Consider the following 25,356-nt stretch of genomic DNA (forward strand, 5'->3'; position numbering starts at 1 on the left):
TTAATCACATCATTTTAATTAGATAATAAAACCCTATCTTGAAGTATAAAAATAATAAATCTTGCTCTAAAAACAAATAGATTGAAGTAAAAGCTATAATAAGACAACTTCTACTTCAATCTATAAAACACTTATATATTTATTTTTTATTTTAACTTTCTTTATTTAAATCTATATCTTCTTTTGTGTTATCTTTATTTTCAAGAATCTCCATAAATTCATCGCCAGTTATAGTTTCTTTTTCAAGAAGATATGCAGCTAATTCATGTAGTTTATCTATATTGTCTTTTAGAATTTGAATAGCGTCTTGATGACATGCTTTTATTAGAGTTAAAACCTCTTCATCAATTTTAGCTGATGTATCTGGCGAACATGCAAGTGAAGCATCCCCTCCAAGGTACTGATTATTTACTGTTTCAAGAGCCATCATATCAAATACTTCACTCATACCTAGTCTAGCTATCATAGATCTAGCTATCTTAGTAGCTTGCTCAATATCGTTTGAAGCACCAGATGTGCTTGTGTTAAATATAACTTCTTCTGCTGCTCTACCACCTGTTAGAGTTCTAATCTTTTCGATTGCCTCTTCTTTACTCATTAAAACATTCTCTTGTTCAGCAACTTGCATCGTGTATCCAAGTGCACCTGATGTACGAGGTATTATAGTTATTTTGTGTACAGGAGCTGAGTTTTTACCCACAGCGGCTACTAATGCATGACCTATCTCATGGTAAGCAATTATACGTTTTTCCTTAGCTGATATAACTGCTCCTTTACGTTGATAGCCTGCTATTACAGTTTCTACAGACTCTTCTAAGTCTTCCTGCATAACTACATCTCTATTACATTTTATAGCTCTAAGCGCCGATTCATTTACTATATTTGCTAGATCAGCACCAGATGCTCCTGATGTAGCCCTTGCTATTGTATTAAAATCTATATCTTCAGATATTTTTATTTTTTTAGAGTGAACTTTTAGTATTGACTCTCTACCTCCTAAGTCAGGAAGTTCAACTGGAATACGTCTATCGAATCTACCTGGTCTAAGTAGAGCTTTATCAAGACTCTCTGGTCTATTCGTAGCAGCTAGTATAACAACTCCCGAACCTCCGTCAAATCCATCCATCTCACTTAAAAGTTGGTTTAGAGTCTGCTCACGCTCATCATTTCCACCAAATCCTGAGCCATTATCCCTTTTCTTACCTATTGTATCTATCTCATCTATAAATACGATACAAGGCGCTTTTTCTTTAGCTTGTTTGAATAAGTCTCTTACCCTTGAAGCACCCATACCTACAAACATCTCTACAAATTCTGATCCTGAAATAGAAAAGAACGGTACTCCTGCTTCACCAGCTACTGCTTGTGCAAGAAGTGTCTTACCTGTTCCTGGAGGTCCAACTAAAAGAGCTCCTTTAGGCATCTCAGCACCTATTTTTTTGTATTTAGCAGGATTGTTCAGGAAGTCAACTATTTCTGTAAGAGCTTCTTTTGCTTCGTCTTGACCAGCGACATCGGCAAATGTCTTCCCGCTTTTGGCAGATACATATACTTTAGCATTGCTCTTTCCAAACTGCATAGAGTTTCCACCCATTTTTTTCTGCATTGACTTCATAATCATATTTCCAACAAACATAAATATAGCTATTGGAATTATCCAACCTATTAAAAAGTTTACTAGAGGAGAGTTTTCACGAGGTATATCAGTAGAAAATTTCACATCTGCTTTTTCTAATCTTTTTACTAAATCTGGATCATTATCCATTTTACCAGTGATATATTTTTTCTCATTTAGTTCATTATCTGTATTTTTGTCTTTAAAAGGATTGATATTTTCTTTGTTTTCATTTTTGCTATTTTCATTTTTAGTATCTTCTTTTTTATTATCTGAATTTTGAGTTATCAGTATTTTATTTGGCTGAATTTCAACTTCTTTTACTTTGCCTTCATCTAACATAGCAATAAATCGTCCATAATCTATTTCTTCTATTTTTCTTTCGCCTACCATCGGGCGCGCAATATTAAATACCATAACTAATATTATAATTAAAGCATAGGTGTAAAAAGTAGGTATTTTGGGATTTTTATTTTCATCCATATTGTCATCTCCTCAATTAAGATTTAATTTAATTTCACTTAGGTGTAGTTATTTACACTCTATACAAGAAAGCAATTTATCCAGTTTTTCTAAACCGCTTACTATATCTTTCATTTCCTGAATTTTATCTTCAGTTAGATTTTCAAAATAGTTATCAAATACGCTAGATTCTAATTTAGTTTGTATATCCATAAATTTATCTGCAAGAACTACCTTCACGATCCTTTGATCCTCACTATCTCTTACACGGTTGATAAATCCGTTTTTTTCAAGTCTTTTACATATAACAGAGACATTGCTGTTTGTCATGCTTAGATTTTTACTTAAATCGCTTATCTTCTCTTCGCCATTTTCGTAAAGATCGAGCAAAATAACAGCTTGAACTGATGTAATACCAAAAGGTTTATAGTGTTCATTTAGCATATTTGTAAACTTATTATGTATATTTCTATTGTATTCCATAATCTTGTGTTTGAAAATAACCTCATCCATAAAAAACATCTCCTTATCTTATCAACATTAAAATAGTTCAATACATTAAATATTCAATAGTTAAATATTTCCAATCATAATATTCAACGTCATAATGTTTAATACATTAAATATTATCTTAATATAAATATTAAGTCAATAGAAAAGTTACTATTTAAATAAGAGTTATTTATCTACTTATAGAAAAACATATAAATATGTACTTTATATGAACATATGAACTAAATAAGTTTATTGAAATTTAATAACATCTTAATACCCTATGTATGTATCTTAGAAACAAATGTACACAATAAAAAAGAGAGTGGTTACCCCTAACACTCTCTTTTCTAGTTATATTTTAACAACTCTATTAATAAAGGAGGCTATTAACTAAGTGGTTAAATCAAATAATTATTTATCCAATTTTTAAATAAAAGCTCTGAGTGTTCCTTCCACTTTACTTCCGGTTCTCTGAAAGGATCATCTTCAGGATAGTAGTTTATTGGTATTTCTATTTCAACTTCCTTTTCTATATCTCTTTTGTACTCTTTATCCAATGTTTCTTTTGCATACTCGCTGTGCCCCATTACATATATATCTCTAGTATTAGCAATAATATAAGCTCCAGCTTTATCAGAGTAGCTAACTAGATTTAGTTCGGAGTTATTTTTTATATCATTAATATCTATAGTCGTATGTCTCGAGTGAGGAGCGAAAAATAACTCATCAAAATTTTCTACTATTTTACTATCTTTATTTACCTTATGTTCAAATACACCAAAGCATTTTTTCTCAAGTGGATGTTTTTTAATATTGTAATCTTTATAAAGTCCTGCTTGCGCCGCCCAACAGATATATAAAGTAGATTTTGAATTTGTTTTGCTGAAATCTATAATATCCTTTAATTCATCCCAATAATCAACTTCTTCAAACTCCATTTGTTCGACCGGAGCCCCTGTTATTATTACCCCATCATAATTAGTATCTTTTATATCTTCTAGTGTTTTATAGAAATCTGAAGTATACTCATTGCAAACTCTGCTGCTTTTTCTAGTCGAAATATTTATAAAATCTATCAGTAAATCTCCCCCAGATTTATCTAATCTTCTAAGTAAATCCAACTCTGTATCAATTTTTATAGGCATAAGATTCAGTATAGCAATCTTTTTGTATTTATTTTTATTTAGTATGTAATCCTGCTCAAAGATTACATCAATCCCCTCATCAACCAATATTTCTATAGCTGGTAATCCTCTTGTAAGTATTAATGACATAACGCATCTTCCTTTACTTCAACAAATTTATTCTATATTCAGAACTCCAAATAATTCCCTACTTTAATACCTATAGCTTATATTAAACTATATAATTTAAAACTCCAATGCCTGATCTAAATCAGCCATAAGATCATCTACATTTTCTATTCCCACCGATAATCTTATAAGTGATGGATGTATTCCTATATCAATAAGTTCACTTTCTGATAACTGTCTATGAGTAGTAGATGCTGGATGAATAACTGAAGTTCTAACATCAGCAACATGAGTAACTAGTGCCGCAACATTTAATTTTCCTACAAATTTTTTGGCGTTTTCTATGCCGCCTTTAACGTTGAATGATAAAACTCCACTTGATCCTTTAGGAAGGTATTTTTTAGCATTTTCGTAGTACTTATTACCTTCTAAACCTGGATAGTTTACTGAATCAATATTCTTATGATTTTGTAAAAACTTTGCTATAGCAATTGTATTAGAACTATGTCTTTCCATTCTAAGGTGTAGTGTTTCAATATTTTGATTAGTTAAGAAAGCATTAAATGGATTTTGGCAGTTTCCGTGATCTCTCAGAAGTTGAACTCTCGCTTTTGTTATAAAAGCAGCTTGCCCGAATGTTTCAGTATAACTTAATCCATGGTATGAAGGATCAGGATCAACTAATCCTTTAAATTTGCCATTATCCCAATTGAAGTTACCTCCATCTACAACTATTCCTCCTAAAGCGGCAGCATGGCCATCTAAGTATTTTGTAGTTGAATGAGTTACTATATTAACACCGTATTCAATTGGATTGCAAAGGTATGGTGAAGCTAGTGTGTTGTCTATGATTACTGGCACATCTAGAGCTTTCGCTACAGATACAATCTTTTCTAAATCTAGTACTTCAAGTGTAGGATTTGCTAATGTCTCACCAAAAACAGCCTTTGTTTTATCGTCTGCTAAAGCTATTATTTTATCAGCGTCATCATCTAAATTGAATTTTATTAAGTCTATACCTAATTTCTTAAATGTGTGTCCAAATAAGTTTATACTACCTCCATAAACCTTTGAAGAGCATAAGAAGTTGTCTCCTGCTTGACATATATTAAGTATTGCAAGTAAGTTCGCCGCTTGACCAGATGATGCTGCAAGTGCACCAACTCCACCTTCTAATAGATTGATCTTTTCTTCTAGAGCCTGAACTGTTGGGTTGCTAAGTCTTGAATAAAAGTGTCCTGCAGCTTTTAAATCAAATAAATCAGCCAATTGATCTAATTCATCGTATTTGAAAGTGGTACTTTGATGTATTGGCACTACTCTCGCTTCTCCACTTTCTGGTTTATAATTTCCTTGTACACATATCGTTTCTTTTTTTGACATTTAATTGTCCCCCTTTGATTTAATTTTAAATTAAATAAATCGCGATGAGCTCTTAAATAAAAAATAAGAGCCTGAGTATACTCAGGCTCTTTAATAAGCTTAGTTATACTCATCTTTCAGCTATCACGCTGCAGGATTTAGCACCAATGTATAATAAATATATACTGGTTGCCGGGTTTCATAGGGCCAGTCCCTCCACCACTCTGGATAAGATTTAATTTAATTTTGTATTGTTCTCATGATATATTCTTCCAATAATTTTGTCAACTCTTTTTTTATAATCTTTCTTAAAACAATTTTATTTTATATGTTTTTATTCATTTCGTCCTTAAAGTCGCTTATCCATAAATACAGCGTTTTAAAGATATTTGATTGTTGTTTAACAATAGATTTATTTATAAAATTTAATTTGTGAATTTTTTCTTTTATTTCTGTATCTTCTAAGTTTTTGTTTTCTATCTCATTATTATTTTTTAAAGTTTTATCTAATTCCATCATGCTAGTTTCTATATTAGTTCTAATAGAATTTGTAAGTTCATTTGCATCCTCACTGGATAAGTTGTTTATGTTTGTAATAACTGCATTAAATTCAAGCATTATATCGATATGATTGCTAGCGGCTTTTTTCATAAGTTCCATATAATACACTTTTCCAAATTTGGTAATAGAGTAAATTGTCTTTTCAGGCATTCTACCCTCTCTTATACTTTCACTCGACAAATACCCTTTTTTCTCTAATTGGATTGTTTTTTTATATATTGAAGGTGTACTTATTTTAACCCATTTAGATATTCCAGTTGTTTCTATACTTTTTTGAATCTCATAAGCGCTTTTAGGTTCTTTATATAGATCCCCTAGTATCGCTAAGTCTACAGAAGACATTTAATCACCTTCCTATTATTATTATAAATCAAGATATACAGAGAACTACTTTAAAAATTATACCTTTATATATATTTATGTCCTTAGATCACAAAGTTTTACATAACTGTACAAAATAGTACTATATACTATTCGTCAATATACCTACTATTTATAGATGATGCCGCATAATATAACATTTTATAAATTTATTAATTATTTTAAATCATAGTATTATATATTTTTAATTAGGTTCAAATCTCCACTACAAAGTATATCTAAATTCTCAAATATTTTCTCAGGTGACCAATTCCACCACTTAATACATAGTAAATATTCAATAAGGTCATCACTAAATCTTTTTCTAATATTTTTGCAAGGATTACCACCTGCAATACAGTAAGCTGGTATGTTTTTGGTTACAACCGAATTAGCAGCAATTATAGCTCCATCTCCAATTTGCACTCCAGGCATCACAGTTACATTCTGCCCTATCCAAACATCATTACCAACTACCGTATCGCCCTTAAACGGCAATTCTTCAGTTGTAGGAGTGAATTTTTCCCACCCAGAGCCCATAATATTAAACGGATATGTAGTTATAGAATTCATTTTATGATTTGCACCATTCATCACGAATTCTATACCTTTAGCAATAGCGCAAAATCTTCCTACAATAAGTTTATCCCCTAAAAATTCATAGTGATGTGTAACATGTTCTTCAAACTTCTCAGCTCCATTTATATCATCGTAGTAAGTGTAATCACCAATAATAATATTAGGGCGAGTCACTACATTTTTTATGTAACAAATAGACTTTATATCTTTATTTGGATATATTGAATTTGGATCAGGTCCATACATAATTTAAATCCTCCCATATATATTTTTTATATCAATAATATTTGTGCTTATTTTTTATTTTATCATTCTTTTTCACTAAAGTCATAATATACTTTTTAGACTAAATGTATTTATAACCATAATTGTTAAATGCAATGGGATCTTGTGTTGATTAAATTACGGATTTATAATAAAAAAAACTGTACAGCAGATACGTTTACATTGCATCTTGCAGTACAGCTTTTTATATCATCTAATTTATTTTATCAAGCTATTTACACTATATAAATATACTTACAATTAATAATTCTACAAAACCTACAGCCCATACTATAGTACTAGCTATAGAATAACCTCTGATTTGCTCTTTAGCTTCAGTTACGCCAAGAGTTCTATTAACAACCCAGAAGTATGAATCATTGAAGTGTGAGAACACTAGAGAACCTATACAAGCAGATAAAACTGCAAGTTCAGGACTAAGTCCAAGCGTTGCCATCATTGGTGCAGTAACTGATGCTGCAGTTGTCATCGCAACAGTACCACTTCCTTGTATAAGTCTTATTATAGAAGATATAGCAAATGGTATTACCACTGCTGGAAGCGCAGTTTGAGCTATCAATCCAGCTATATAATCACCAGCTCCACTATCTCTTATTATCATACCTAAGGCACCACCAGCTCCAGTTACAAGCATTATAACACCTGCTGATTTTATTCCTTTTTCCATTGCTCCTATTATTTCATTTTTTTCGTATTTAGCACCTAATCCATAAATTGCTACTATAAGACCGATACCAACTGCTATTATAGGAGATCCGAAGAAGTCTATAGCTCCAGCCATAGGACCAGAATATTTAAATAATGCAGCAACTGTATTTATAAGTATTAATATTATTGGTACAATTATAGGCATAAATGACATTAGAGTTGAAGGTAAAATTTCAGAAGAATCACCTAATACATCTGCATTTGAAGGAGCAACATATTCTGTTAAATAAGTTTCTCCATCTTCAGAAGGCACTCTATACATTTTTTTACCTATATATTTCGCGTACATAAGACCCGCAATTGTCATAGGTATAGCACATATTATACCAAGAAGTAGTACAGTTCCTACATTAGCTCCATATATACCTGCAACTCCGACTGGTCCAGGAGTAGGAGGCACTAATGAGTGAGTTATAACAAGACCTATTGCTAGTGATAAACCAAGTGAAATAACTGATTTTCCAGTATTTCTAGAAATTGATTTAGCAAGTGGTGAAAGTATAACGAATCCTGAATCACAGAATATCGGAATAGATACAAGGAAACCAGTGATAGCTAATGCCAACTCTTCTCTTCCTTTACCAAGTTTCTTTACAAATACCTGAGCCATCTTTTTGGCAGCTCCAGACACTTCGAAGATTTCTCCCATCATAACACCAAAGCCGATTATAATACCAATACTTCCAAGCGTGTTACCAAAACCTTTTGTAATACTACCTACTACGTCTGCTGCTCCCATTCCGCCAACTAGTCCAGTGACAGATGCAGCGATAATCATAGCTAAAAACGGATGCAACTTTGTCTTTAGCATCATGAAAATTAACAGAGTAATACCTAACCCAAGCCCTAATAAAAGTTGTGGGCCTGATGATACCAATGTTGTTGTTTCCATATCATTATTCTCCCTTAAAATTAATATAATTATATCTATAGATTTATATAAACTAATAAATTAGTTTTTATCAAATTTAGTGTCGCTATTTAATTTGTATAGCTGAGCGCAATTCTATTTGCCAAATTTAGGTGCATACTCTGCTGCAAGTCTTATTGCTTCTACTAAACTTATTTCGTCGGCTATATTTTTTCCTGCTATATCAAATGCTGTTCCATGATCAACAGAAGTTCTTAAAAATGGCATATTGTTTGTTATAGATATAGTCTTGTGGAAATCTACCGTCTTAGTAGCTATATGACCTTGATCGTGGTATAAAGATAAAACTGCATCGTATTTCCCTTGAAGCCCAAAGAAGAATACTGAATCTGCTCCTATAGGACCTATTACATCTATTCCATCAGTCTTAGCTCTCTCTATTGCTTTTTCTATATATCTTTCTTCATTGCCAAATAATCCATGTTCACCACAGTGAGGGTTTAATCCAGCTACAGCTAATTTACCATTTTTAATTCCTAGTTCATCAAGTGACTGCTTTGATCTAACTATAAAGTCGTACATATTTTCCTCTGTAACTAAGTCGCAAGCTTTTCTTAAAGAAACATGTCTACTTAAAAAGAATACTCTTAAGTCGCGAACTTGGAACATTGTAAGAGGATTATGAGTATTTGTTAAAGCCTCTAAAACCTCTGTATGACCTATATACGGTACATTACCAGCTTTAAATGCCTCTTTGTTTATAGATGTTGTGGCAACTGCATCTATCTTTTTGTCTAAAGCGAATTCAACTGATTTTTCTACATATTCATATGATGCTTTTCCACACATACCACTTACTTTACCAAATTCAAACTTGTCCATATCTATATTGTCCAAATCTATTAAGTTAAGTGTTTTATTATTGTAAACACCATCTTTCACATCTTCTATTACTTTTATTTCAAGATCTAAATCACATATTTTTATAGCATTTTCTAATACTTTTTTATCTCCGAAAATTACTGTATTCGCATAACTGTTTGTATCTTCTCCCGCTATTGATTTTACTACTATTTCAGGCCCGATTCCCGCTGGGTCACCTATTGGTACACCTATAAATGGTTTTTTCATAAAATTACCTCCTCAATTTAGTCTAAACTTTTTATGTCTAATTTATTTAACGTAGTATTGTGTTGAAATCTTAGTTAATAGATAATCTACACAAACTAGAAGTGTTTTTTCGTCTCCGATAAGTCCACCTTTTGTAATAGCTGGCATATTGTTGTACTTCCCACCGATAAATCTACCGTAAACTGCTAGTGGTATTACTTCATCTTTAATGTCTATACCTTCTACTTCTAATATCTTCATGACCTCCATAGTCACATCTCCACCACTTGTATAAAGTGCGCCTATTGCTGAATGTGATATATCTAATGCCATTTCAGTAATTTTTGCCAGACCTTTGTTGATTTTTACAGATATAGCTTCTTCATCTATCTTTAATTCTTCGGATAAAGCTGTTAAGTCTAGAACTTCTTCTTCCCTAGTTGTAGTAGATACGCCTAAGATATTAGATTTATTTTCTTCTAGTTTCACGCGTATAATAGATATTACTCTATCTATTTCTTTATCTACTTGATTGTCATCTATTAGTTTTAAAGGATCTACCTTTACAAAGTCAGGATTTCTACTTACTAATAAATGTTCAATTTGACCTATTGTAGTTTTAGAAACACTTCCTATAGATAGAAATACTTTCTTTCCTTGTTCAACTGTTGAAGATCCATATTTTTCATTTAAATAACTTCTTGTAAACGGCCCTGGATCAACTGTAACTACGTTTAAATTACTCATTTTAGCCGCTTTAGCTATTATATCAATGTCGTCATTAGTAACGGCATCGATAACTATTATTCTGTTATTAGAATTAGCAAGATCTTTTATTTTATCGCATAAATTAATATGTCCTTTTAGAACTTCATTTACTCCAATATCTCCTACACTGTGTTTAGTTTGAAGTTTAATAATTTCGCTTATCTTAGAGTTTGTAACTGGGGATTTTGGATCTTTTGCTACTAGAGTCTTCTCAAGTGGAATCGAATTTACAAGTAAAAACCCTCCAATTGATATTCTAGATGAATCTGGATACGAAGCCACTACTATAGCCACGCTATCTTTTACATTGTCTAGTACTGCGTCTATCTCAGAACCAATATTCCCTCTAAGTGTACTATCTATTCTCTTTGCATAAGTTGGGTTTACATGTTTAACTCGATTTACTTCTTTTGCTACTTTGTCATAAGCTTCATTAGCTTTTATTCCTCTACTATCTGTACTTACTGCTACTACATCGTAGTTTTCCATATTGCTGTCATTTAATAGATTGGAATCAATAAAACTCGAACATTTAAATCCCTCTTTTGCCAACAACACACTTGTTGCATTTGCACCTGTAAGATCATCTGCTATTATATATAGCTTCATAATTTTATACCTCCTATTTACACAAGCTGTAAACTTACTCCATTTTCTATAAGTGTTTCTTTTAAACTTTCCTTTATATCACCATTTGTTATTACTAAATTAAAATCAGTCAGCTCACAAATTTTTGCAAAACTACTCTTTTCAAACTTAGTATCATCGACTACTAGTATTCTATACTCTGAAGATTTAAGCATCGTCTGTTTTACAAGTACTTTATCCATTGTAAAAGTAGATACATCTAGAGAATTATTTATAGCACTAGCTCCTAAGAAGCATATGTCCGCATTAATCTTGCTGATAAAATCTACAGTGGTGTTGTCTATACAACAACCTATGTCTGTTTGAACTCTACCACCAGTACAGTAGACCTCAATATTTTCAAATTTCATAAGGTAAGCAGCTATAAGAATATCTGTAGTTATTACCTTTAAATTTGACCTATCTACAAGATTTCTAGCTATTTCCATACATGTAGTTCCAGAATCAAGTAGTATTATTGAATTATCAGATACTAACTTTGAAGCTTCAGATGCGATCGAAATCTTCTCATTGATCGAAATTTTTTCTTTTTCTTCATACGCAATTTCTTTAACTATATTAGAGCCAATGACTGCACCTCCGAAAACTCGTGTAAGTAGTCCATCGCTTTCCATCTTGTCGAGATCTCTTCTTATCGTCATAGGCGCTACATCACATATTTCCGCTAGCTCATTGACAGTTGCATTATTCTTGTCTAGTAAGTAGTTATAGATTTTTTTGTGTCTATTTATTTGAAACATGCTTTGCACCGTCCTTATTTATAGTTTTGTTACTATGTGTGTATGTATGTTTGAATTTGTTTGTTTATAGATATATATTTACATATTTATAGTAATGATGTCAATATATTAGTCGAAATATGTTTGTTTATTTTATAACTATTATTTAACAAATATAATCAAATTATTATATAAACATACTAAGTCAAAAAAATACACCGATTAAATATCGATGTATTTTTAAAATATTAAATTATGCTTTATTAATCGAGCCTATAGATTTAGCATAGGCATTTCTTTAACTAAATTTCATCGACTAAATAATTCTAGACAATTTTCTATTGTCATTTCAATATCTTTATCATCTTTTTTAACACAGGAAATTACTTTTACTCCTGTTAAAAGCTCTATTTTTTCTTTATTATCATCGTGTAAATAATTTTCTTTTTCATAATTGTTCAATATAATTCCTGCTATGCCTATATTGCAACTTCTTGCATATTCCACTGTTAGCACTGTAGAATTTATAGTACCAAGATCAGATGAAGCGACTATTACAATATCTAATCCCATCATTTTTATAATATCAGTCAGGAGAATCTGTTCTGTATCAATTCTAAGTGGGCAAAAAATCCCTCCGCAACCTTCTACTACTGTATAATCAAACTTATTCTTCAATCTATTATAATGATCTATTATAATTTCTTTCTCAATTTTTATATTCTCTAGTTTCGAGGCCATATGTGGTGAAACTGGTGTTTTAAATACATAAGTTACTAAATCTTCATACTTATTTTTAAGTCCCGACTCCCTGCTTACGAAATCTACATCTCCTGGTATCAAAGTTCCATTTTCTACTATAGCTCCACTTAGAACTGGCTTGTAGTATCCGGCATTTATTTTATTTTTAATTAACGCTTTTACTAATAAAGAAGAAATATAAGTCTTTCCAATATCTGTACCAGTTGCAGTTACAAATATTCCTTTACTCATATTCTCTTCACCTCAAATCCAAGATTTTTTACTATTTGCATATCCTCTTTTATACTTATACCAGATGTAGTCAACATATCACCTGATATTGCAGCATTTGCACCCGACATAAAAGCCTTCTCTCCTTTATCTGAAAGTAGCCCCCTACCTCCTGCAAGACGCAGTGCAGCATTCGGCAGTATAAATCTAAATATAGCTACAAGTCTTAGAACTTCATCGTAATCAAGTACCTCTAAATCTCCATATGGAGTTCCCTTTATTGGATTAAGGACATTAATAGGAACTGAATTGATATGTAGATCTTTAAGTTCAAATGCCATATCTATTCTATCTTCCATAGTTTCTCCAAGACCTATAATTCCACCGCTACACACTTCTAATCCAGACTTTTGTGCATTTAAAATCGCTTCTACCTTGTCTTCGTAAGTATGTGTTGTACAAATATTTTTAAAATATTTACGCGAAGATTCAAGATTGTTGTGATATCTCATTACACCACAACTCTTAAGTTTTACAAATTGGTCATATGTTAAAAGTCCATGTGAAGCACAAAGAGAGATTTCACAACTTCGTTTGATTTCTTTATAACTAATACATATTTCACTTAATTCTATGTCCGATAGATTTCTGCCTGATGTTACTACTGAATACCTAAGTATCCCATTTTCATCATTATAAATGGCTTCACGCTTGAGTTCTTTAGTATTTAAAAGAGGATACTCTTCTATATTTGCTGAGTAATAAGAAGACTGAGCACAGTATTTACAGTCTTCCGAACATTTTCCACTTTTTCCGTTAACTATAGTACATATATCAAATGAATTATCGCAAAAATGAAGTCTGATGTCGTTTGCAGCATCACAGAGTTCATCTAAATCAACATCAATCAATTTTAATGCTTCTTGTTTTGTGATTTTATAACCATATAATATTTGTTTCTTTAAATTAGTTATCATAGTGTATACTCCTTTTTTAGTGCATGGCGTAATTGATTTGCAATACTCGAGCCGACGATACATAAAATTACATCTCCTGGAATATCAAGTGGAAATGCAGACAACACTATCACACCTATAGGAGTAATTTCATTCATATATAAATTAAGGATTAAATATTTGTAAATAAAACCGATTGAATATGTAAAAAACATTCCTATAAATGAAATAATAAGGTATTGTTTGAAGTTTGGTATTTTTATTTTTTCACAGATATATCCAATGACAAATGCGCAGACGCCAAATCCTATTAGGTAGCCAAAGCTCGGCTTTAGTATGTATTGGATACCACCGCCTGCCGCAAACACAGGAAAGCCCATTAACCCTATAACTATGTATATTGTAACTGAAATAGTTCCCAATCTAGGGCCTAGAATCATTCCAGCCAATATTACGAAAAGGAACTGTAATGTGAAATAATCCATAAAAGGTATAGGAATCTTGATAAAAGCTCCAATTGCAATCATAGCTGTGAAAAGTGAACACAATACTAATTCCTTTGTATTTATAGCTCTATTATTTTGCATAAAAACTCCTTCTAAATATTAAATTATTATCTAGATAATTTTTTGAAGATCACTCCATTTTCCAACTCGTTCATTATACTATTTAGATAAGATAGTGTAAACTTTGCTCATCGTTTTAATGCCTAATTTTCATTATTTTAACTATGATAAATACTTATAGATCAAGTTTACAATAACATTACTTAAAGAAAATCCAAAAACAATCATTAGTTAGTAAGTTTTTTTAATATTATTACTAAAAATACAATGAAATTTTATTTTTTAATGTTTTAATGTGTTTTTTAAGCTGAAAACTTTATATTTTAAATCACAATGATTCTAAATCATAGAGAATTAATGTACTATACTTCAAATGTATAATGCTATAAGGTGTATTTGATAGAATATACTCATCAAAAATGAGCGATTGCCTGTTTCTAGTTACATTGAATTTCGTAGGTGAAATCTTTATGTCATTAGAAACTATCAATCGCTCATTTTTTAATACATATTTATTTATTTTAATACAAAACTATCCAAATACCATATATACAATGCCCCCAACAAATACGGCGGGAATGGTAGTTATTATCATTGACCACATTGCTGCTTTCTTATCCATAGCCAAAATTGGAAATAGCGCATCGCCATCTTGTGAGATTGCATTTGCTACCAATGCTCCTAGTGGAATATTCCCCTTTAGATAAAACGACATCAATACTATCTGTATACCACAGCCTGGAATTAATCCTAGAGCAGCACCTATAAATACACTTATTACTCCTGTCGACAATACTAGATTTACTAAGAATTGATCTCCTCCAAATAAAAGTATAATTATATCATATACAAAATATGCTACAAAAATCCAAGTTATAACAAATGAAATTTCACCTACTGAGTGAATTAACATCTCTCTAAGAGATAACTTTTTATTTTCAGCTTCATGCGTATTTTCGTTCTTAAATACCTTTTTAAAGCACCACATATACACTATTGATAAAAGTATACCTAAAACAGATATAAGCTCCTCTAATGTATGTATAGCTTCTTTAAATGGCAAGTTTAATCCAGAATGAGAAACTACCATAAGCAGAAATCCTATTATAAGCATAGAGATGTATACTTTATATCCTATACCATGGGTTATAACAAAAGCAAAATTGTTTACTGTTCCGTGCTCAGCTGACATTTTATCCATAGTTGATCCTTCATGACTTTTGCCATCATTATTTACATGGCTGTGTCCATGACTGTGCGAGTGACTATGTCCATTATTTAACTTAATGTCTTTTTCTTCAGTTCTTTTTTTATTGTAAATTCCAAGACCAAGTTTTTCACCGAGTTTAAAACCGTCAACTATGTAGCCGGTTATTATACCAGTTATAGTTGTAAGTATTGTAATAAATATAAATAATTTAAAGTTTGCCGAAATTAAAACAAATGCGGCATCTCCTAAGCTTGCTATTAAACTTGCTATTATGGTACCAAAGCTTAGATTTCCACTTATATAAAGCGGTACTATTGCTAAAGTACCTCCACAACCAGGTATTGCACCTATCAAGGCACCAAAAACTGGCTGATATTTCTTGTTGCTTGAAATGGCGCTAGTGAATTTACCACTTGTTTTGTGGTTTATATATTCAAAAAGCAATATGAAAAACCCAATCATTGATCCTACATGTAGAAAAGATTCTTCAGATGCAGATATTATAAGCTCCATAATATCATCTCCTATTTTTAAAATTAACTAATAAAATTCTAACCACATAGATCAATTAGTAAACATTTTATTAAATTATAGAGATTTCAAGTACTCCAGTACGTCTTCTATTATCCAGTCTGGAGTCGATGCCCCAGCCGTAATTCCAACCTCACTGTATTTAAAAATCTCGTCTTTATCAATTTCATTCTTCGTTTCTATTGCAAAAGTAGGGACGTATTCTTCACAAACTTTTACTAATTTTTGTGTGTTAGAACTGTGTTTCCCTCCAATAACTATCATACAATCCACTTCCTTGGATAAATCTCTAGCAGCTTGTTGTCTAGATTTGGTAGCAGAACAAATTGTATCGTTGAACACAACTTCTTTTAAACTCTCTTTTAAAGAATCTGTAATTTCATTGTACAAAACTGAATTTATTGTAGTTTGAGCTACAACACAGTATTTAAGTGTATTATCAAAATCTATGTCATTTAGTTCTTCTAGAGTTTTGATAACTATTGCTGAGTCATCACACCAACCGTTTATTCCTATTACCTCTGGATGTTTAGCATCACCTATAACAATTATTTTGTACCCTTTATTGTAGTGCTCATTAGCTATATTATGTATCTTCTTAACAAAAGGGCACGTTGTATCTACAATATTTATATCTTTTTCTAAGGCTTCATTGTAAATCTTTTCAGCAACCCCATGCGATCTTATTATCATATTCATGTTTGGAGGCACATCGCTAACTTCATCTACAGTTTTAAGACCTTTTTCTTCATACTTATCGACAGCTTGTTTGTTGTGGATAAGGGGTCCAAGTGCATATATGCCGTCATCTCCACTCTCAACCTCATCCCATGCCATCTTCATAGCTCTTTTAACGCCAAAACAAAATCCAGCGTTTTTTGATATTTTTATATTCATATCTATGCTCCCTATTTAGAATATTTAAAGTAATTATCTTTGATTACATCCAAAATTTCTTGTGAAATTTTTTCATACTCTTCATTACTCAATTTTTTGCCATAATACTGTTCTAATGATATAGGTTCTCCCATGTAAACTACAGCTTTGCTAAATATTTTATAATTTGAAATTATACTTATTGGAACTACATCAGCTTTGCTTTTTATCGCAAATAAAGCAAGACCAGCTTTAGCGTCTCCAAATTCATTTCCTTTAATCCTTTTACCTTCTGGGAATATACCAAGTACATACCCGTTTTTAATAGCTTTTAAAATATTTTTTACAGTAGATACATCTGGCTTATCTCTGTTTATCGGTATAACATTTAATTTTTTAAGTATAAATCCTAATATTTTTATATCGAATAACTCTTTTTTTGCTACTGCTGCAATTTCTCTATTTAAAATTGATGCTGCCAAAAACACTGGATCAAAATTTGATTTATGATTTGATGCTATTACCAAATTTCCCTCTTTTGGTATATTTTCAGCACCTATTATTTCATACCTGAAAAATATCTTACAAAACCCTCTAAACAGATATATAGCAAATTTATAAAAATTCAATTTTATCTCTCCTAACTAAAACAATTATTTTAGGCTTTAATTTTCGATACAACTTCTGCAACAACTTTGTCAATCGATTTACCTGTAGTGTCTATTTCTAACGCATCATCTGCTTTAACCAGAGGTGCAAATTTTCTATTCATATCCATTTTATCTCTATCAACTATATCTTTTATTATTTCGTCAAGGTTTACGTCATAACCTTTTTCTTTCATCTCTTTAAATCTTCTAGAGCCTCTTTCTTCAGGAGTAGCTACAATGTAAAATTTGTAATCGGCATTTGGAAATACTACTGATCCAATGTCTCTACCATCCAGTATCACTGAACTTTTTGATCCGATATTTCGTTGAACATTTACTAACAAATTTCTTACTTCTTTAATTTTTGATACTTTAGAGACATTGTTGCTCACATCTACTGTTCTGATTTCATCATTTATTATTTTGTCGTCCAAGTAGATATTGTTATCTTTAAAATCTATATCTGTATTTTTTGCTAACTTTACTACTTCATCTGTATTTTCAACATCTATATTGTTTTTTAAGCATTTGTAAGTTATAGCTCTATACATTGCTCCAGTATCTATATAGTTTATACCAAGCTTATCTGCAATAATTTTAGCTATAGTGCTTTTGCCTGCTCCAGCAGGTCCATCTACAGCAATTACTAAATTATTCATACTAATACACCTCAATTTTTATTATTAAACGCTTAAACCTGCTAAATATCCAGTAGAAAAAGCTATTTGTAAATTGTAACCACCAGTTTCTGCATCAATATCAATTAATTCTCCTGTAATATACAAGTCGTCTATTTTTTTAGATTTCATAGTAGATGAATCTATATCTTTTACAGAAACCCCTCCAGAAGTTACCATTGCAGTATTCAGACCAGTAGTACCGTCGCATACTAATTTCATATTCTTTATTTCTTCAATAATCATCTGCTCTTCAGATTTTGTCATATCAGATGCTTTTTTATCTGATAGGTTTAATTTTATAATTATTTCCTTAGAGAAGTTTTGTGGTAAAATTTCTTTTAAATTATTTACTATATTCCTACTCGGTTGTTTTTTGATTACATTTATTATTTCTTCACCTGAAATCTCGGGAAGGAAATCAATAGTTAGCTCTACTTCATTTTCTTCTAATATCTTATTTATATATGAAGATACTTTTAGTATACATGGTCCTGTGATTCCAAAATGAGTAAATAACATATCTCCTACTTTGTGGAATTTTTTCTTTTTCACCTTCCACATTACATCTACATTTTTCATGGATACTCCCTGTAGGTTTTTAATCCACTGATCTTTTATTTTAAGTGGCACTAAAGCTGGATATATTTTTTTGATATCGTGTCCGTACTTCGCTAATACACTGTACATAGAACCATCTGATCCTGTGTAAGTATAGCTCATACCACCTGTAGAGACAATCACTTTGTCTGAGTAGATTTTTTCTCCTGAATCAAGTAAAACTCCTGTAACTTTAGAATTTTCTTCATTATTTTCTACTATAAAATCCTCTACTTTTTTGTTGTACATGATTTTAACTTTGTTATTTATAAGTATCTTATTTAAAGTATCTATCAATTCAACTGATTTATCATTTTTTGTATACACTTTAAAATCATTTTCTTCTTCAACCTTGTACTCAAGACTATTTTCTTCAAAAAACGAGATCAAATCCCTGTTTGTGAAAGTATAAAAACTACTGTACAAGAACTTTTTATTGGTAACTATTTTATCAAAAAAATCTTCTATTTCTCTGTAGTTTGTAAAATTACATCTTCCTCCACCTGTGGCCTTAAGTTTTCTACCGAGTTCTCCATTTCTCTCAAGTAAAACAACTTCATGACCATTTTTTGCAGCAGTTATGGCAGACATGATTCCAGACGGCCCACCACCTACAACTAATATTTTAGACATAAAATTCTCCTCAAAATCTATTATTATAAAACTAAGTCTCTATTCTAAAGCTGAGTTGCTTATATTTGTATGATTTCTTAAATGACTTGTATCATTCATCTTTTCAACAACTGGTCCATAATCTTTAAATTCTACAATATTAAGAGCCGTATTGTCCTGCTTAATTCTGTATACATTCTCCATCCCTGAGTTGAGGAAAGATAAAAGCATTACACGAAGCGTTATTGAATGCGTTATTAGTACGATGCGCTTATTATCGTATTTTTCATTTATTCCTTCAATAAATTTATCTACTCTTTCCTTGATTATATGTAGGGTCTCACCACCAGGTATATTCACTAAATGTGGCTCATTTCTCCATGTATTATAAATCTCTGCATAGTCTTTTTGAATTTCCTTTATAAGTAGACCTTCCCAAACTCCAAATCCCATCTCTCTAAGACCATTAGTTTTCTCTACTTTCAATCCAAGTCTATTTCCCACTATTTCTGCTGTCTGAACTGCTCGTCCTAAATCACTTGTAAAAACATAATCTATATTGTGATCAACTAAACTCTCAGCTAGTTGTTTTGCTTGGCTTTCTCCACTTTCTGTTAAGTCAGAGTTACCATGACCTTGAGTTTTTCCTTGTATATTCCAGTTTGTCTGTCCATGCCTTACTATATAAAATATATTTCCCATTATTTCCTCCCACTATTTAAATCAATTTAAATAAAAATGTATTATTATTTAACACTTTATTATATCATAAAAGCAAGTTATAAAAAAACTAAGTCCTCGATGTTCTACAATTAATTGTTCGATGCTTTAATTATCAAGAAATTTGGATTTAACATCAATCTATTGTAGTTATTAGGATCTTTTTCTTTAAAACTCACCTCTGGCCTCGGTTCTATACCAACCACCAGCACATCCAGCATCTAATATAGATTTTCCCGTTAATGATTCATCTAATAATTTCATCATAGCAGGTCTTTCATAATCGTAATTAAAAGGACTATCTTTTTCAAAATCTTTTTTATAAGAAAGATACAACTTATCATATGCTTTATTCATATTAAAACTCAATAGCTCACCTCTTCTATTAATAATCTTTTTTTAGTTAGTAGAATTGTATTTACCAATACTTTTAAATAACATTAAAGGCATAATATAACTACCCTCAAAGCTTTATTATAACAGATATAGATAATTTTTTTGCAGTAGTTATATTATGTATCTAAAATATTTATTTAAGTTTATCATAAAGAACGATATTGAAACTAAGCACATATAGACAATCTGTTATATATATTATATAATATATATACATAAATTTTAAATCGGAGGTGATAAAATGATTTTAGAATTAGATTTTAATAGCGATACCTCCATATACTTACAAATTAAGAATAAAATTATTAAAGGTATTGCTTCTGGTAATCTAAAAGTTAATGAATCTCTGCCTTCTGTAAGGGTAATGGCAGAAAACATTGGGGTTAACCTTCATACTGTTAATAAATCGTATAATGAACTTAAAAGTGAGGGATATTTAAATATAGATCGAAGAAAAGGAGCTATCGTCGCGGATCTACCATTAAAGAAAGACAATCCTACTATGAATAATAACAAACAAGATTTAGAGCTCTTGATAGCCAAATCTTATCTCTCTGGTATAAGTAAAGAGGAATTTTTGTCTTTATCTGACAAATTTTATAATAACTGCGGGGTGAAAAGATATGAATAATGGATTAAATATAGGAATTCTATTATTTACTCTTACTTTAATGTACTTGATGTTTTTATTTATGACAAAACTTACATCAAAAAAACATTTCTATGGAATTATGATAGATCAAAAGTACAAAGATTTAAATGAATTAAAAGCTTTAGACCAAAATTTTAAAAAGCTGCTTACTCTAAGTTACTTCTTTACAATAGCTCTTTCCTATGTTCTTATTTTAAGAATTAGTAGTGATAGTATAGTTCTATCTGTTCCAATCCTTTTATTTTTAGTTTTTGAAACAGTTATATATATAAAAACTCATACTTCTGCTAAGAACCTAAAAAATAAATTAAAAGATAATTTAGAACCATCTAAAATAGTTGCAATGGTTGATACAAGCGTACTTTCTGAAAGAAATAAAATAATAAATAAATTTAAGATATACTTTGCTGTTAACTTTATTTTAATTGTAATCTTTACTATTTACTCAATTGCAAACTACAACAGTACGCTCGAATTAATCCCTATACATTGGAATTTCAACGGTGTAGCAGATGGATTTGTAGAAAATACTTTTAGAAACTTTTTATTGCAAATCGGGCTATTATTATTTATTGTACTAATTTTAACCTTAATGTCTATTTCAACTATGAAGTCAAGAATTAAAATAGACACTGAAGATATAGTTTCAAGCAAAAAAGTAACTTTAAAGTTTTTAAATTACCTTGGCTATTCATTCTTGGGACTTATAATCTCTTTAAGTATAATATATATAAATTCAGTATATTCAATCATAAATGGCACTGATATAAATTTCTATATTTATATTATTAGTACTGTTCTAATGATTTTATCTGCCATATTACTGATAGTACAATTTGTTAAATCATCAAACCTTAAATCTAGTTCATCTTTTACGCCTGATGACAAAGAAGAAAATTGGATATTTGGTCTTGTATACTATAATAAAAATGATCCTTCATTAATGATTCCAAAAAGATTCGGAGTTGGTTGGACTATCAACGCAGCTAATCCTATAGGTAAGATTATATATATAGGGATAGCATTATTGCTGATATACGCTGTCTTCGATATTGTCAAAAGTATCAAATCTTAACCGTATATCTAATACTTTTATTATTTAACAATTAAATGGTTTAAATAAAAATCAGGTTAATAGCTAAAAGCTACAACCTGATTTTTTAAATTATTTAATTAAGTTCGATTATTTCACTTTGTTTATAAGCATCTCGCCTTCTTCAAAAATATACTCTACTCTATTGTTTTCATATAAATAGGTAATATACGATCTTATAGTGCTTCCAAGCAACACATATTGATTTGCATCAAGCTTTATAGAATACAGCTTACAGACTCTTGCAAGTACTCCATCAATTGTAAGTGGATCAACACATATATCTTCTATGTTATTTAATATTTCATTCATTTTTTCTCTATTTACGTTTATTAGATCTTTTATATCTTCCATATGTACATAATGACTTGGAACATAATATGAAGCTTCTAGATCCTCAAGTTTATCTAGCGTCTTAAACTGAGATTCTATATCCAATAAATAAAATAAGTGGTATTTTTCGATTATATTTTGCGGCATCAAACTATCGCCAATAAATACTACATCGTCTGGAGTTCTTATCCCTATCATTTCAAAGTAGTGACCAGGCAGTGATATAGCTTCAAAATCTGTGTCTAGTATTTTCCCATCCGCCTCTATAATATGATCTACTTTACTCTCTTTAGCAAGTAGAAACTTATTTCTTAGCGCCTTGCTTGGATTCCCTCCGTATAAAAACGATGATTCAAGTATAGGATCTTCTGTAAAATAAGATTCTAATTTAGTCGTTGCAACTTCACAATTTGTTTGATTTTTAAAATAAGAATTTCCACCTATGTGATCGGCATTAGAATGAGTGTTTATAATTAATTTTACTTTAAGATTATTCTCTTCCAAAAGCCTAAGTATTTTTCTAGAAGTGTCTTTATTGTTCCCACTGTCTACTAAAATAGCATCGCCATTATCTACATACACTCCTACAATCGTAGGAAGTGGAATATAATATGTATTTCCCTTTATATGTTCTAAAGTCAAACTAGCCATATTCATCACCTCTGATATTGTATATTTAATACTGAATCATTCTATTATAACTTATTTAATATGCAAATTCCACTAATTATCAGAAAATTTGTGTAAAAGTAAATTATTTAAATACATACTCTTCCAACTCTTCATCATTTAGTGTTTCTGCTATTTCTTCTATCATATTTATAATTTCAGTTTTTAGTTCTTCAGTTTCATTTGTTGTATTCATTTATTCCTCCGATGTTTTTGTTTTCATTATATCGTATATATTGTTTAACGTCGGATTAATGGATTAGCATCCAGATCTTTTTACGTTATCTGAATGCAGTAGAATATATTACATGATCATCGATAGGATTAATATGTGATAACTCAGTATCTACTAGAGCAATGCCTCTTTGAACTGCATAATGTCCGAATCTATATTTAAGTTTATCTATAAATGTCATTTGATAAGCGTTTTATTGACATGTAAAGGTATGAGAAAATAGATGAGATACATAATTAGAATTAGATAAATTACAAGCACGTACCCCAAGTTTTCTAACTGGCACAAAAAGGGTAATGATGTGCCTCAATTTCTTGTCCTACGATTAGCATAATTTACTTAAAATCGGGTAGTTTCAAATGTTCGGAAATTAAAAATAAATTACAATAACTTCAAATTTATAATACTTTTATATTTATTGAATATAATGTTATAACGAAAAGTTTATAGAGGAATACATAAATATAAATTTAGGAGGATTATTATGAAACTAGTCGTATTAGGTGGAGCAGGTTCTCAAGCACTTTATGGCATTAAGGATTTAATTAATCATAGTAGTATTTTTGACGAGGTAATAATTTCATCTCGTAATCTTGAAAAAAATAAGAAAATTGTAGAAAATCTTAACTCACCAATAGTGAAAGCAGCAGAAGTTGATGTTTCTGACGAAGATGCATTATACGAACTTATAAAGGATTGTGATGTAGTTGCTAACTGTACAGGTCCTTATCATATTTTTGCATATAAGATTATTGAAACTACAATTAAAGCTGGCAAACACTATATTGATTTCTGCGATGACATCGAAGCATTTAATAAAATATTTGAATCAGACTTGCCAAAGAAAGCCGAAGAAAAAGGTCTTAGTATGATAATGGGTCTGGGTGCTAGCCCAGGATTTCTATCAGTACTAGCATGTAGTGCAGAACAACGTTATTTTGACTCAGTAAACGAAGCTATATTTTACTTTGCATGTGATGAGAAAGAACCAGGTGGTCCTGCAGTACTTGGACATATGTTAGAATGTGTACATAATGCTCCATACATTAAAAATGGAGTGAAATTGAATGAACCTTCATTCCGTGAAGAATGGGATTTCGACTTTGGAAAACCTTATGGTATTCGTAAAGTTACTAGAATAGGTCATCCTGAAGTATTTACATTCCCTAGATACTCATCAGGAATTCAAAACGTATCAGTAAGATTCAGCCTTGAACCAGCCTCAGCATACGAAGGTTTTAAAGAACTAAGCTTAGCAGGTCTTACATCAAATTATCCACTCAACATCAATGGTAATCCTGTATCACCTCGTGATTTTGCACTAGCTGTATTATTAAAACAAAAATCTAATCAACCAGTAATGACAGAAGAGGAACTTAAGGAATTTTTAAAGGGAGTTACCGCTTGTGCAGCCACAGAGCTACACGGTAAAAAAGATGGTAAAAACATCTCTTATATAGGAAGAGTAGCAGGAAATATGGCTCCACTTACAGCAATACCACTAATCATCGGCGCTGAAATGTTAGGTAAAGGTGAAATAACTAAAAAAGGTATTATGGTTGCTGAAGAGGCAATAGAAAATGCAGATAAATTTGTGAAAGAAACAGTAAATAGAATCCGCAAAGATGGGTTTGGATTTAATGTTACCGAAGAACTTACTGTTAAAGAAATGTATTAATAAAACTTAAAAATTTATACTTTCTTCATAATGTTCAAGATGTTGCACTTATTGCAGAGACTAAATTTAATAATGTTAATTGATGTAAATAATAGAAGGGTAGCAATTTTAGCTACCCTTTTTACTATTCTCTA

Annotated in this window: 25 protein-coding genes and 1 riboswitch; of the genes, 3 read left to right on the plus strand and 22 right to left on the minus strand. The window is 30.7% G+C overall.

The features are described from left to right. Positions 1-151: 151 nt before the first annotated feature. The 20 genes from ftsH to J2Z43_RS02580 all read right to left on the minus strand — a co-directional run bounded on the left by ftsH (position 152) and on the right by J2Z43_RS02580 (position 20,535). Entirely contained in the window at positions 152-2,098 is a 1,947-nt protein-coding gene (ftsH, locus tag J2Z43_RS02485; protein WP_209455694.1) for an ATP-dependent zinc metalloprotease FtsH, read from the minus strand. Positions 2,099-2,146: 48 nt separating this feature from the next. Further along, the gene (locus J2Z43_RS02490; protein WP_209455695.1) at positions 2,147-2,590 is read right to left on the minus strand and encodes a MarR family winged helix-turn-helix transcriptional regulator; all 444 of its coding nucleotides are present in this window, start codon (positions 2,588-2,590) and stop codon (positions 2,147-2,149) included. Positions 2,591-2,970: 380 nt separating this feature from the next. Beyond that, positions 2,971-3,846, minus strand: a complete 876-nt coding sequence (locus J2Z43_RS02495) for a homoserine O-succinyltransferase (RefSeq protein WP_209455696.1) — start codon at positions 3,844-3,846, stop codon at positions 2,971-2,973. A gap of 96 nt (positions 3,847-3,942) precedes the next feature. Next, a complete protein-coding gene (locus tag J2Z43_RS02500; protein ID WP_209455697.1) occupies positions 3,943-5,208 on the minus strand; it encodes an O-acetylhomoserine aminocarboxypropyltransferase/cysteine synthase family protein in 1,266 nt (421 codons plus the stop codon). A gap of 106 nt (positions 5,209-5,314) precedes the next feature. Beyond that, positions 5,315-5,422, minus strand: a riboswitch (SAM riboswitch). Positions 5,423-5,511: 89 nt separating this feature from the next. Then, a complete protein-coding gene (locus J2Z43_RS02505) occupies positions 5,512-6,090 on the minus strand; it encodes a PadR family transcriptional regulator (protein ID WP_209455698.1) in 579 nt (192 codons plus the stop codon). A gap of 213 nt (positions 6,091-6,303) precedes the next feature. After that, a complete protein-coding gene (locus J2Z43_RS02510; RefSeq protein ID WP_234925942.1) occupies positions 6,304-6,933 on the minus strand; it encodes a Vat family streptogramin A O-acetyltransferase in 630 nt (209 codons plus the stop codon). A gap of 259 nt (positions 6,934-7,192) precedes the next feature. Beyond that, positions 7,193-8,572 carry a GntP family permease gene (locus J2Z43_RS02515; RefSeq protein WP_209455699.1) on the minus strand — a complete coding sequence of 460 codons (1,380 nt, stop codon included), beginning with the start codon at positions 8,570-8,572 and terminating at the stop codon, positions 7,193-7,195. A 114-nt stretch (positions 8,573-8,686) separates the two neighbouring features. Beyond that, complete coding sequence (gene pdxA, locus J2Z43_RS02520) at positions 8,687-9,682, minus strand: 4-hydroxythreonine-4-phosphate dehydrogenase PdxA (RefSeq protein ID WP_209455700.1); 996 nt, start codon at positions 9,680-9,682, stop codon at positions 8,687-8,689. A 42-nt stretch (positions 9,683-9,724) separates the two neighbouring features. Further along, a complete protein-coding gene (locus J2Z43_RS02525; RefSeq protein ID WP_209455701.1) occupies positions 9,725-11,038 on the minus strand; it encodes a four-carbon acid sugar kinase family protein in 1,314 nt (437 codons plus the stop codon). 17 nt (positions 11,039-11,055) lie between these two features. Next, positions 11,056-11,817 carry a DeoR/GlpR family DNA-binding transcription regulator gene (locus J2Z43_RS02530; RefSeq protein WP_024621405.1) on the minus strand — a complete coding sequence of 254 codons (762 nt, stop codon included), beginning with the start codon at positions 11,815-11,817 and terminating at the stop codon, positions 11,056-11,058. 288 nt (positions 11,818-12,105) lie between these two features. Next, positions 12,106-12,789, minus strand: coding sequence for a dethiobiotin synthase (gene bioD, locus J2Z43_RS02535; RefSeq protein ID WP_209455702.1), 684 nt, complete (start codon positions 12,787-12,789; stop codon positions 12,106-12,108). Further along, a complete protein-coding gene (bioB, locus tag J2Z43_RS02540; RefSeq protein ID WP_209455703.1) occupies positions 12,786-13,745 on the minus strand; it encodes a biotin synthase BioB in 960 nt (319 codons plus the stop codon). The genes bioD and bioB overlap by 4 nt, the downstream gene beginning before the upstream one ends. Continuing rightward, entirely contained in the window at positions 13,742-14,311 is a 570-nt protein-coding gene (locus J2Z43_RS02545) for a biotin transporter BioY (RefSeq protein WP_209455704.1), read from the minus strand. The genes bioB and J2Z43_RS02545 overlap by 4 nt, the downstream gene beginning before the upstream one ends. Positions 14,312-14,822: 511 nt before the next feature. Beyond that, a complete protein-coding gene (locus J2Z43_RS02550) occupies positions 14,823-16,013 on the minus strand; it encodes a putative manganese transporter (RefSeq protein WP_209455705.1) in 1,191 nt (396 codons plus the stop codon). 75 nt (positions 16,014-16,088) lie between these two features. Further along, positions 16,089-16,928 (minus strand): 4-hydroxy-3-methylbut-2-enyl diphosphate reductase, encoded by an 840-nt coding sequence (locus J2Z43_RS02555; protein WP_209455706.1) that lies wholly within the window; start codon positions 16,926-16,928, stop codon positions 16,089-16,091. Positions 16,929-16,939: 11 nt separating this feature from the next. Then, the gene (locus tag J2Z43_RS02560) at positions 16,940-17,536 is read right to left on the minus strand and encodes a lysophospholipid acyltransferase family protein (protein WP_209455707.1); all 597 of its coding nucleotides are present in this window, start codon (positions 17,534-17,536) and stop codon (positions 16,940-16,942) included. A gap of 29 nt (positions 17,537-17,565) precedes the next feature. After that, positions 17,566-18,216 carry a (d)CMP kinase gene (gene cmk, locus J2Z43_RS02565; protein ID WP_209455708.1) on the minus strand — a complete coding sequence of 217 codons (651 nt, stop codon included), beginning with the start codon at positions 18,214-18,216 and terminating at the stop codon, positions 17,566-17,568. 24 nt (positions 18,217-18,240) lie between these two features. Continuing rightward, positions 18,241-19,467 carry a BaiN/RdsA family NAD(P)/FAD-dependent oxidoreductase gene (locus tag J2Z43_RS02570; RefSeq protein ID WP_209455709.1) on the minus strand — a complete coding sequence of 409 codons (1,227 nt, stop codon included), beginning with the start codon at positions 19,465-19,467 and terminating at the stop codon, positions 18,241-18,243. 39 nt (positions 19,468-19,506) lie between these two features. After that, on the minus strand, positions 19,507-20,148 hold the full coding sequence (locus tag J2Z43_RS02575; protein WP_209455710.1) for a histidine phosphatase family protein: 642 nt from the start codon (positions 20,146-20,148) through the stop codon (positions 19,507-19,509). A 186-nt stretch (positions 20,149-20,334) separates the two neighbouring features. Next, positions 20,335-20,535, minus strand: coding sequence for a hypothetical protein (locus tag J2Z43_RS02580; protein WP_209455711.1), 201 nt, complete (start codon positions 20,533-20,535; stop codon positions 20,335-20,337). Between the two features lie 268 nt (positions 20,536-20,803). Here J2Z43_RS02580 and J2Z43_RS02585 point away from each other — a divergent pair, with 268 nt between their 5' ends. After that, positions 20,804-21,193 carry a GntR family transcriptional regulator gene (locus J2Z43_RS02585; RefSeq protein ID WP_209455712.1) on the plus strand — a complete coding sequence of 130 codons (390 nt, stop codon included), beginning with the start codon at positions 20,804-20,806 and terminating at the stop codon, positions 21,191-21,193. Further along, positions 21,186-22,289, plus strand: coding sequence for a DUF5808 domain-containing protein (locus J2Z43_RS02590; protein ID WP_209455713.1), 1,104 nt, complete (start codon positions 21,186-21,188; stop codon positions 22,287-22,289). The genes J2Z43_RS02585 and J2Z43_RS02590 overlap by 8 nt, the downstream gene beginning before the upstream one ends. 108 nt (positions 22,290-22,397) lie before the next feature. Here J2Z43_RS02590 and J2Z43_RS02595 read toward each other — a convergent pair whose 3' ends face one another. Further along, positions 22,398-23,291, minus strand: a complete 894-nt coding sequence (locus J2Z43_RS02595; RefSeq protein ID WP_209455714.1) for an MBL fold metallo-hydrolase — start codon at positions 23,289-23,291, stop codon at positions 22,398-22,400. 299 nt (positions 23,292-23,590) lie between these two features. After that, positions 23,591-23,725: a hypothetical protein gene (locus J2Z43_RS14985; RefSeq protein ID WP_268828382.1), complete on the minus strand. Its 135-nt coding sequence runs from the start codon at positions 23,723-23,725 to the stop codon at positions 23,591-23,593. A gap of 303 nt (positions 23,726-24,028) precedes the next feature. Here J2Z43_RS14985 and J2Z43_RS02600 point away from each other — a divergent pair, with 303 nt between their 5' ends. Further along, positions 24,029-25,222: a saccharopine dehydrogenase family protein gene (locus J2Z43_RS02600; protein WP_209455715.1), complete on the plus strand. Its 1,194-nt coding sequence runs from the start codon at positions 24,029-24,031 to the stop codon at positions 25,220-25,222. The last annotated feature ends 134 nt before the right edge of the window (positions 25,223-25,356 follow it).

The organism is Metaclostridioides mangenotii (assembly GCF_017873185.1).
Classification (GTDB): domain Bacteria; phylum Bacillota; class Clostridia; order Peptostreptococcales; family Peptostreptococcaceae; genus Metaclostridioides; species Metaclostridioides mangenotii.

Coding starts and splice junctions, on each gene's coding strand:
- ftsH (WP_209455694.1), bottom strand. CDS start 2,098: ATGGATGAAAATAAAAATCCCAAAATACCTACTTTTTACACCTATGCT.
- J2Z43_RS02490 (WP_209455695.1), bottom strand. CDS start 2,590: ATGGATGAGGTTATTTTCAAACACAAGATTATGGAATACAATAGAAAT.
- J2Z43_RS02495 (WP_209455696.1), bottom strand. CDS start 3,846: ATGTCATTAATACTTACAAGAGGATTACCAGCTATAGAAATATTGGTT.
- J2Z43_RS02500 (WP_209455697.1), bottom strand. CDS start 5,208: ATGTCAAAAAAAGAAACGATATGTGTACAAGGAAATTATAAACCAGAA.
- J2Z43_RS02505 (WP_209455698.1), bottom strand. CDS start 6,090: ATGTCTTCTGTAGACTTAGCGATACTAGGGGATCTATATAAAGAACCT.
- J2Z43_RS02510 (WP_234925942.1), bottom strand. CDS start 6,933: ATGTATGGACCTGATCCAAATTCAATATATCCAAATAAAGATATAAAG.
- J2Z43_RS02515 (WP_209455699.1), bottom strand. CDS start 8,572: ATGGAAACAACAACATTGGTATCATCAGGCCCACAACTTTTATTAGGG.
- pdxA (WP_209455700.1), bottom strand. CDS start 9,682: ATGAAAAAACCATTTATAGGTGTACCAATAGGTGACCCAGCGGGAATC.
- J2Z43_RS02525 (WP_209455701.1), bottom strand. CDS start 11,038: ATGAAGCTATATATAATAGCAGATGATCTTACAGGTGCAAATGCAACA.
- J2Z43_RS02530 (WP_024621405.1), bottom strand. CDS start 11,817: ATGTTTCAAATAAATAGACACAAAAAAATCTATAACTACTTACTAGAC.
- bioD (WP_209455702.1), bottom strand. CDS start 12,789: ATGAGTAAAGGAATATTTGTAACTGCAACTGGTACAGATATTGGAAAG.
- bioB (WP_209455703.1), bottom strand. CDS start 13,745: ATGATAACTAATTTAAAGAAACAAATATTATATGGTTATAAAATCACA.
- J2Z43_RS02545 (WP_209455704.1), bottom strand. CDS start 14,311: ATGCAAAATAATAGAGCTATAAATACAAAGGAATTAGTATTGTGTTCA.
- J2Z43_RS02550 (WP_209455705.1), bottom strand. CDS start 16,013: ATGGAGCTTATAATATCTGCATCTGAAGAATCTTTTCTACATGTAGGA.
- J2Z43_RS02555 (WP_209455706.1), bottom strand. CDS start 16,928: ATGAATATAAAAATATCAAAAAACGCTGGATTTTGTTTTGGCGTTAAA.
- cmk (WP_209455708.1), bottom strand. CDS start 18,216: ATGAATAATTTAGTAATTGCTGTAGATGGACCTGCTGGAGCAGGCAAA.
- J2Z43_RS02570 (WP_209455709.1), bottom strand. CDS start 19,467: ATGTCTAAAATATTAGTTGTAGGTGGTGGGCCGTCTGGAATCATGTCT.
- J2Z43_RS02575 (WP_209455710.1), bottom strand. CDS start 20,148: ATGGGAAATATATTTTATATAGTAAGGCATGGACAGACAAACTGGAAT.
- J2Z43_RS02585 (WP_209455712.1), top strand. CDS start 20,804: ATGATTTTAGAATTAGATTTTAATAGCGATACCTCCATATACTTACAA.
- J2Z43_RS02590 (WP_209455713.1), top strand. CDS start 21,186: ATGAATAATGGATTAAATATAGGAATTCTATTATTTACTCTTACTTTA.
- J2Z43_RS02595 (WP_209455714.1), bottom strand. CDS start 23,291: ATGGCTAGTTTGACTTTAGAACATATAAAGGGAAATACATATTATATT.
- J2Z43_RS14985 (WP_268828382.1), bottom strand. CDS start 23,725: ATGACATTTATAGATAAACTTAAATATAGATTCGGACATTATGCAGTT.
- J2Z43_RS02600 (WP_209455715.1), top strand. CDS start 24,029: ATGAAACTAGTCGTATTAGGTGGAGCAGGTTCTCAAGCACTTTATGGC.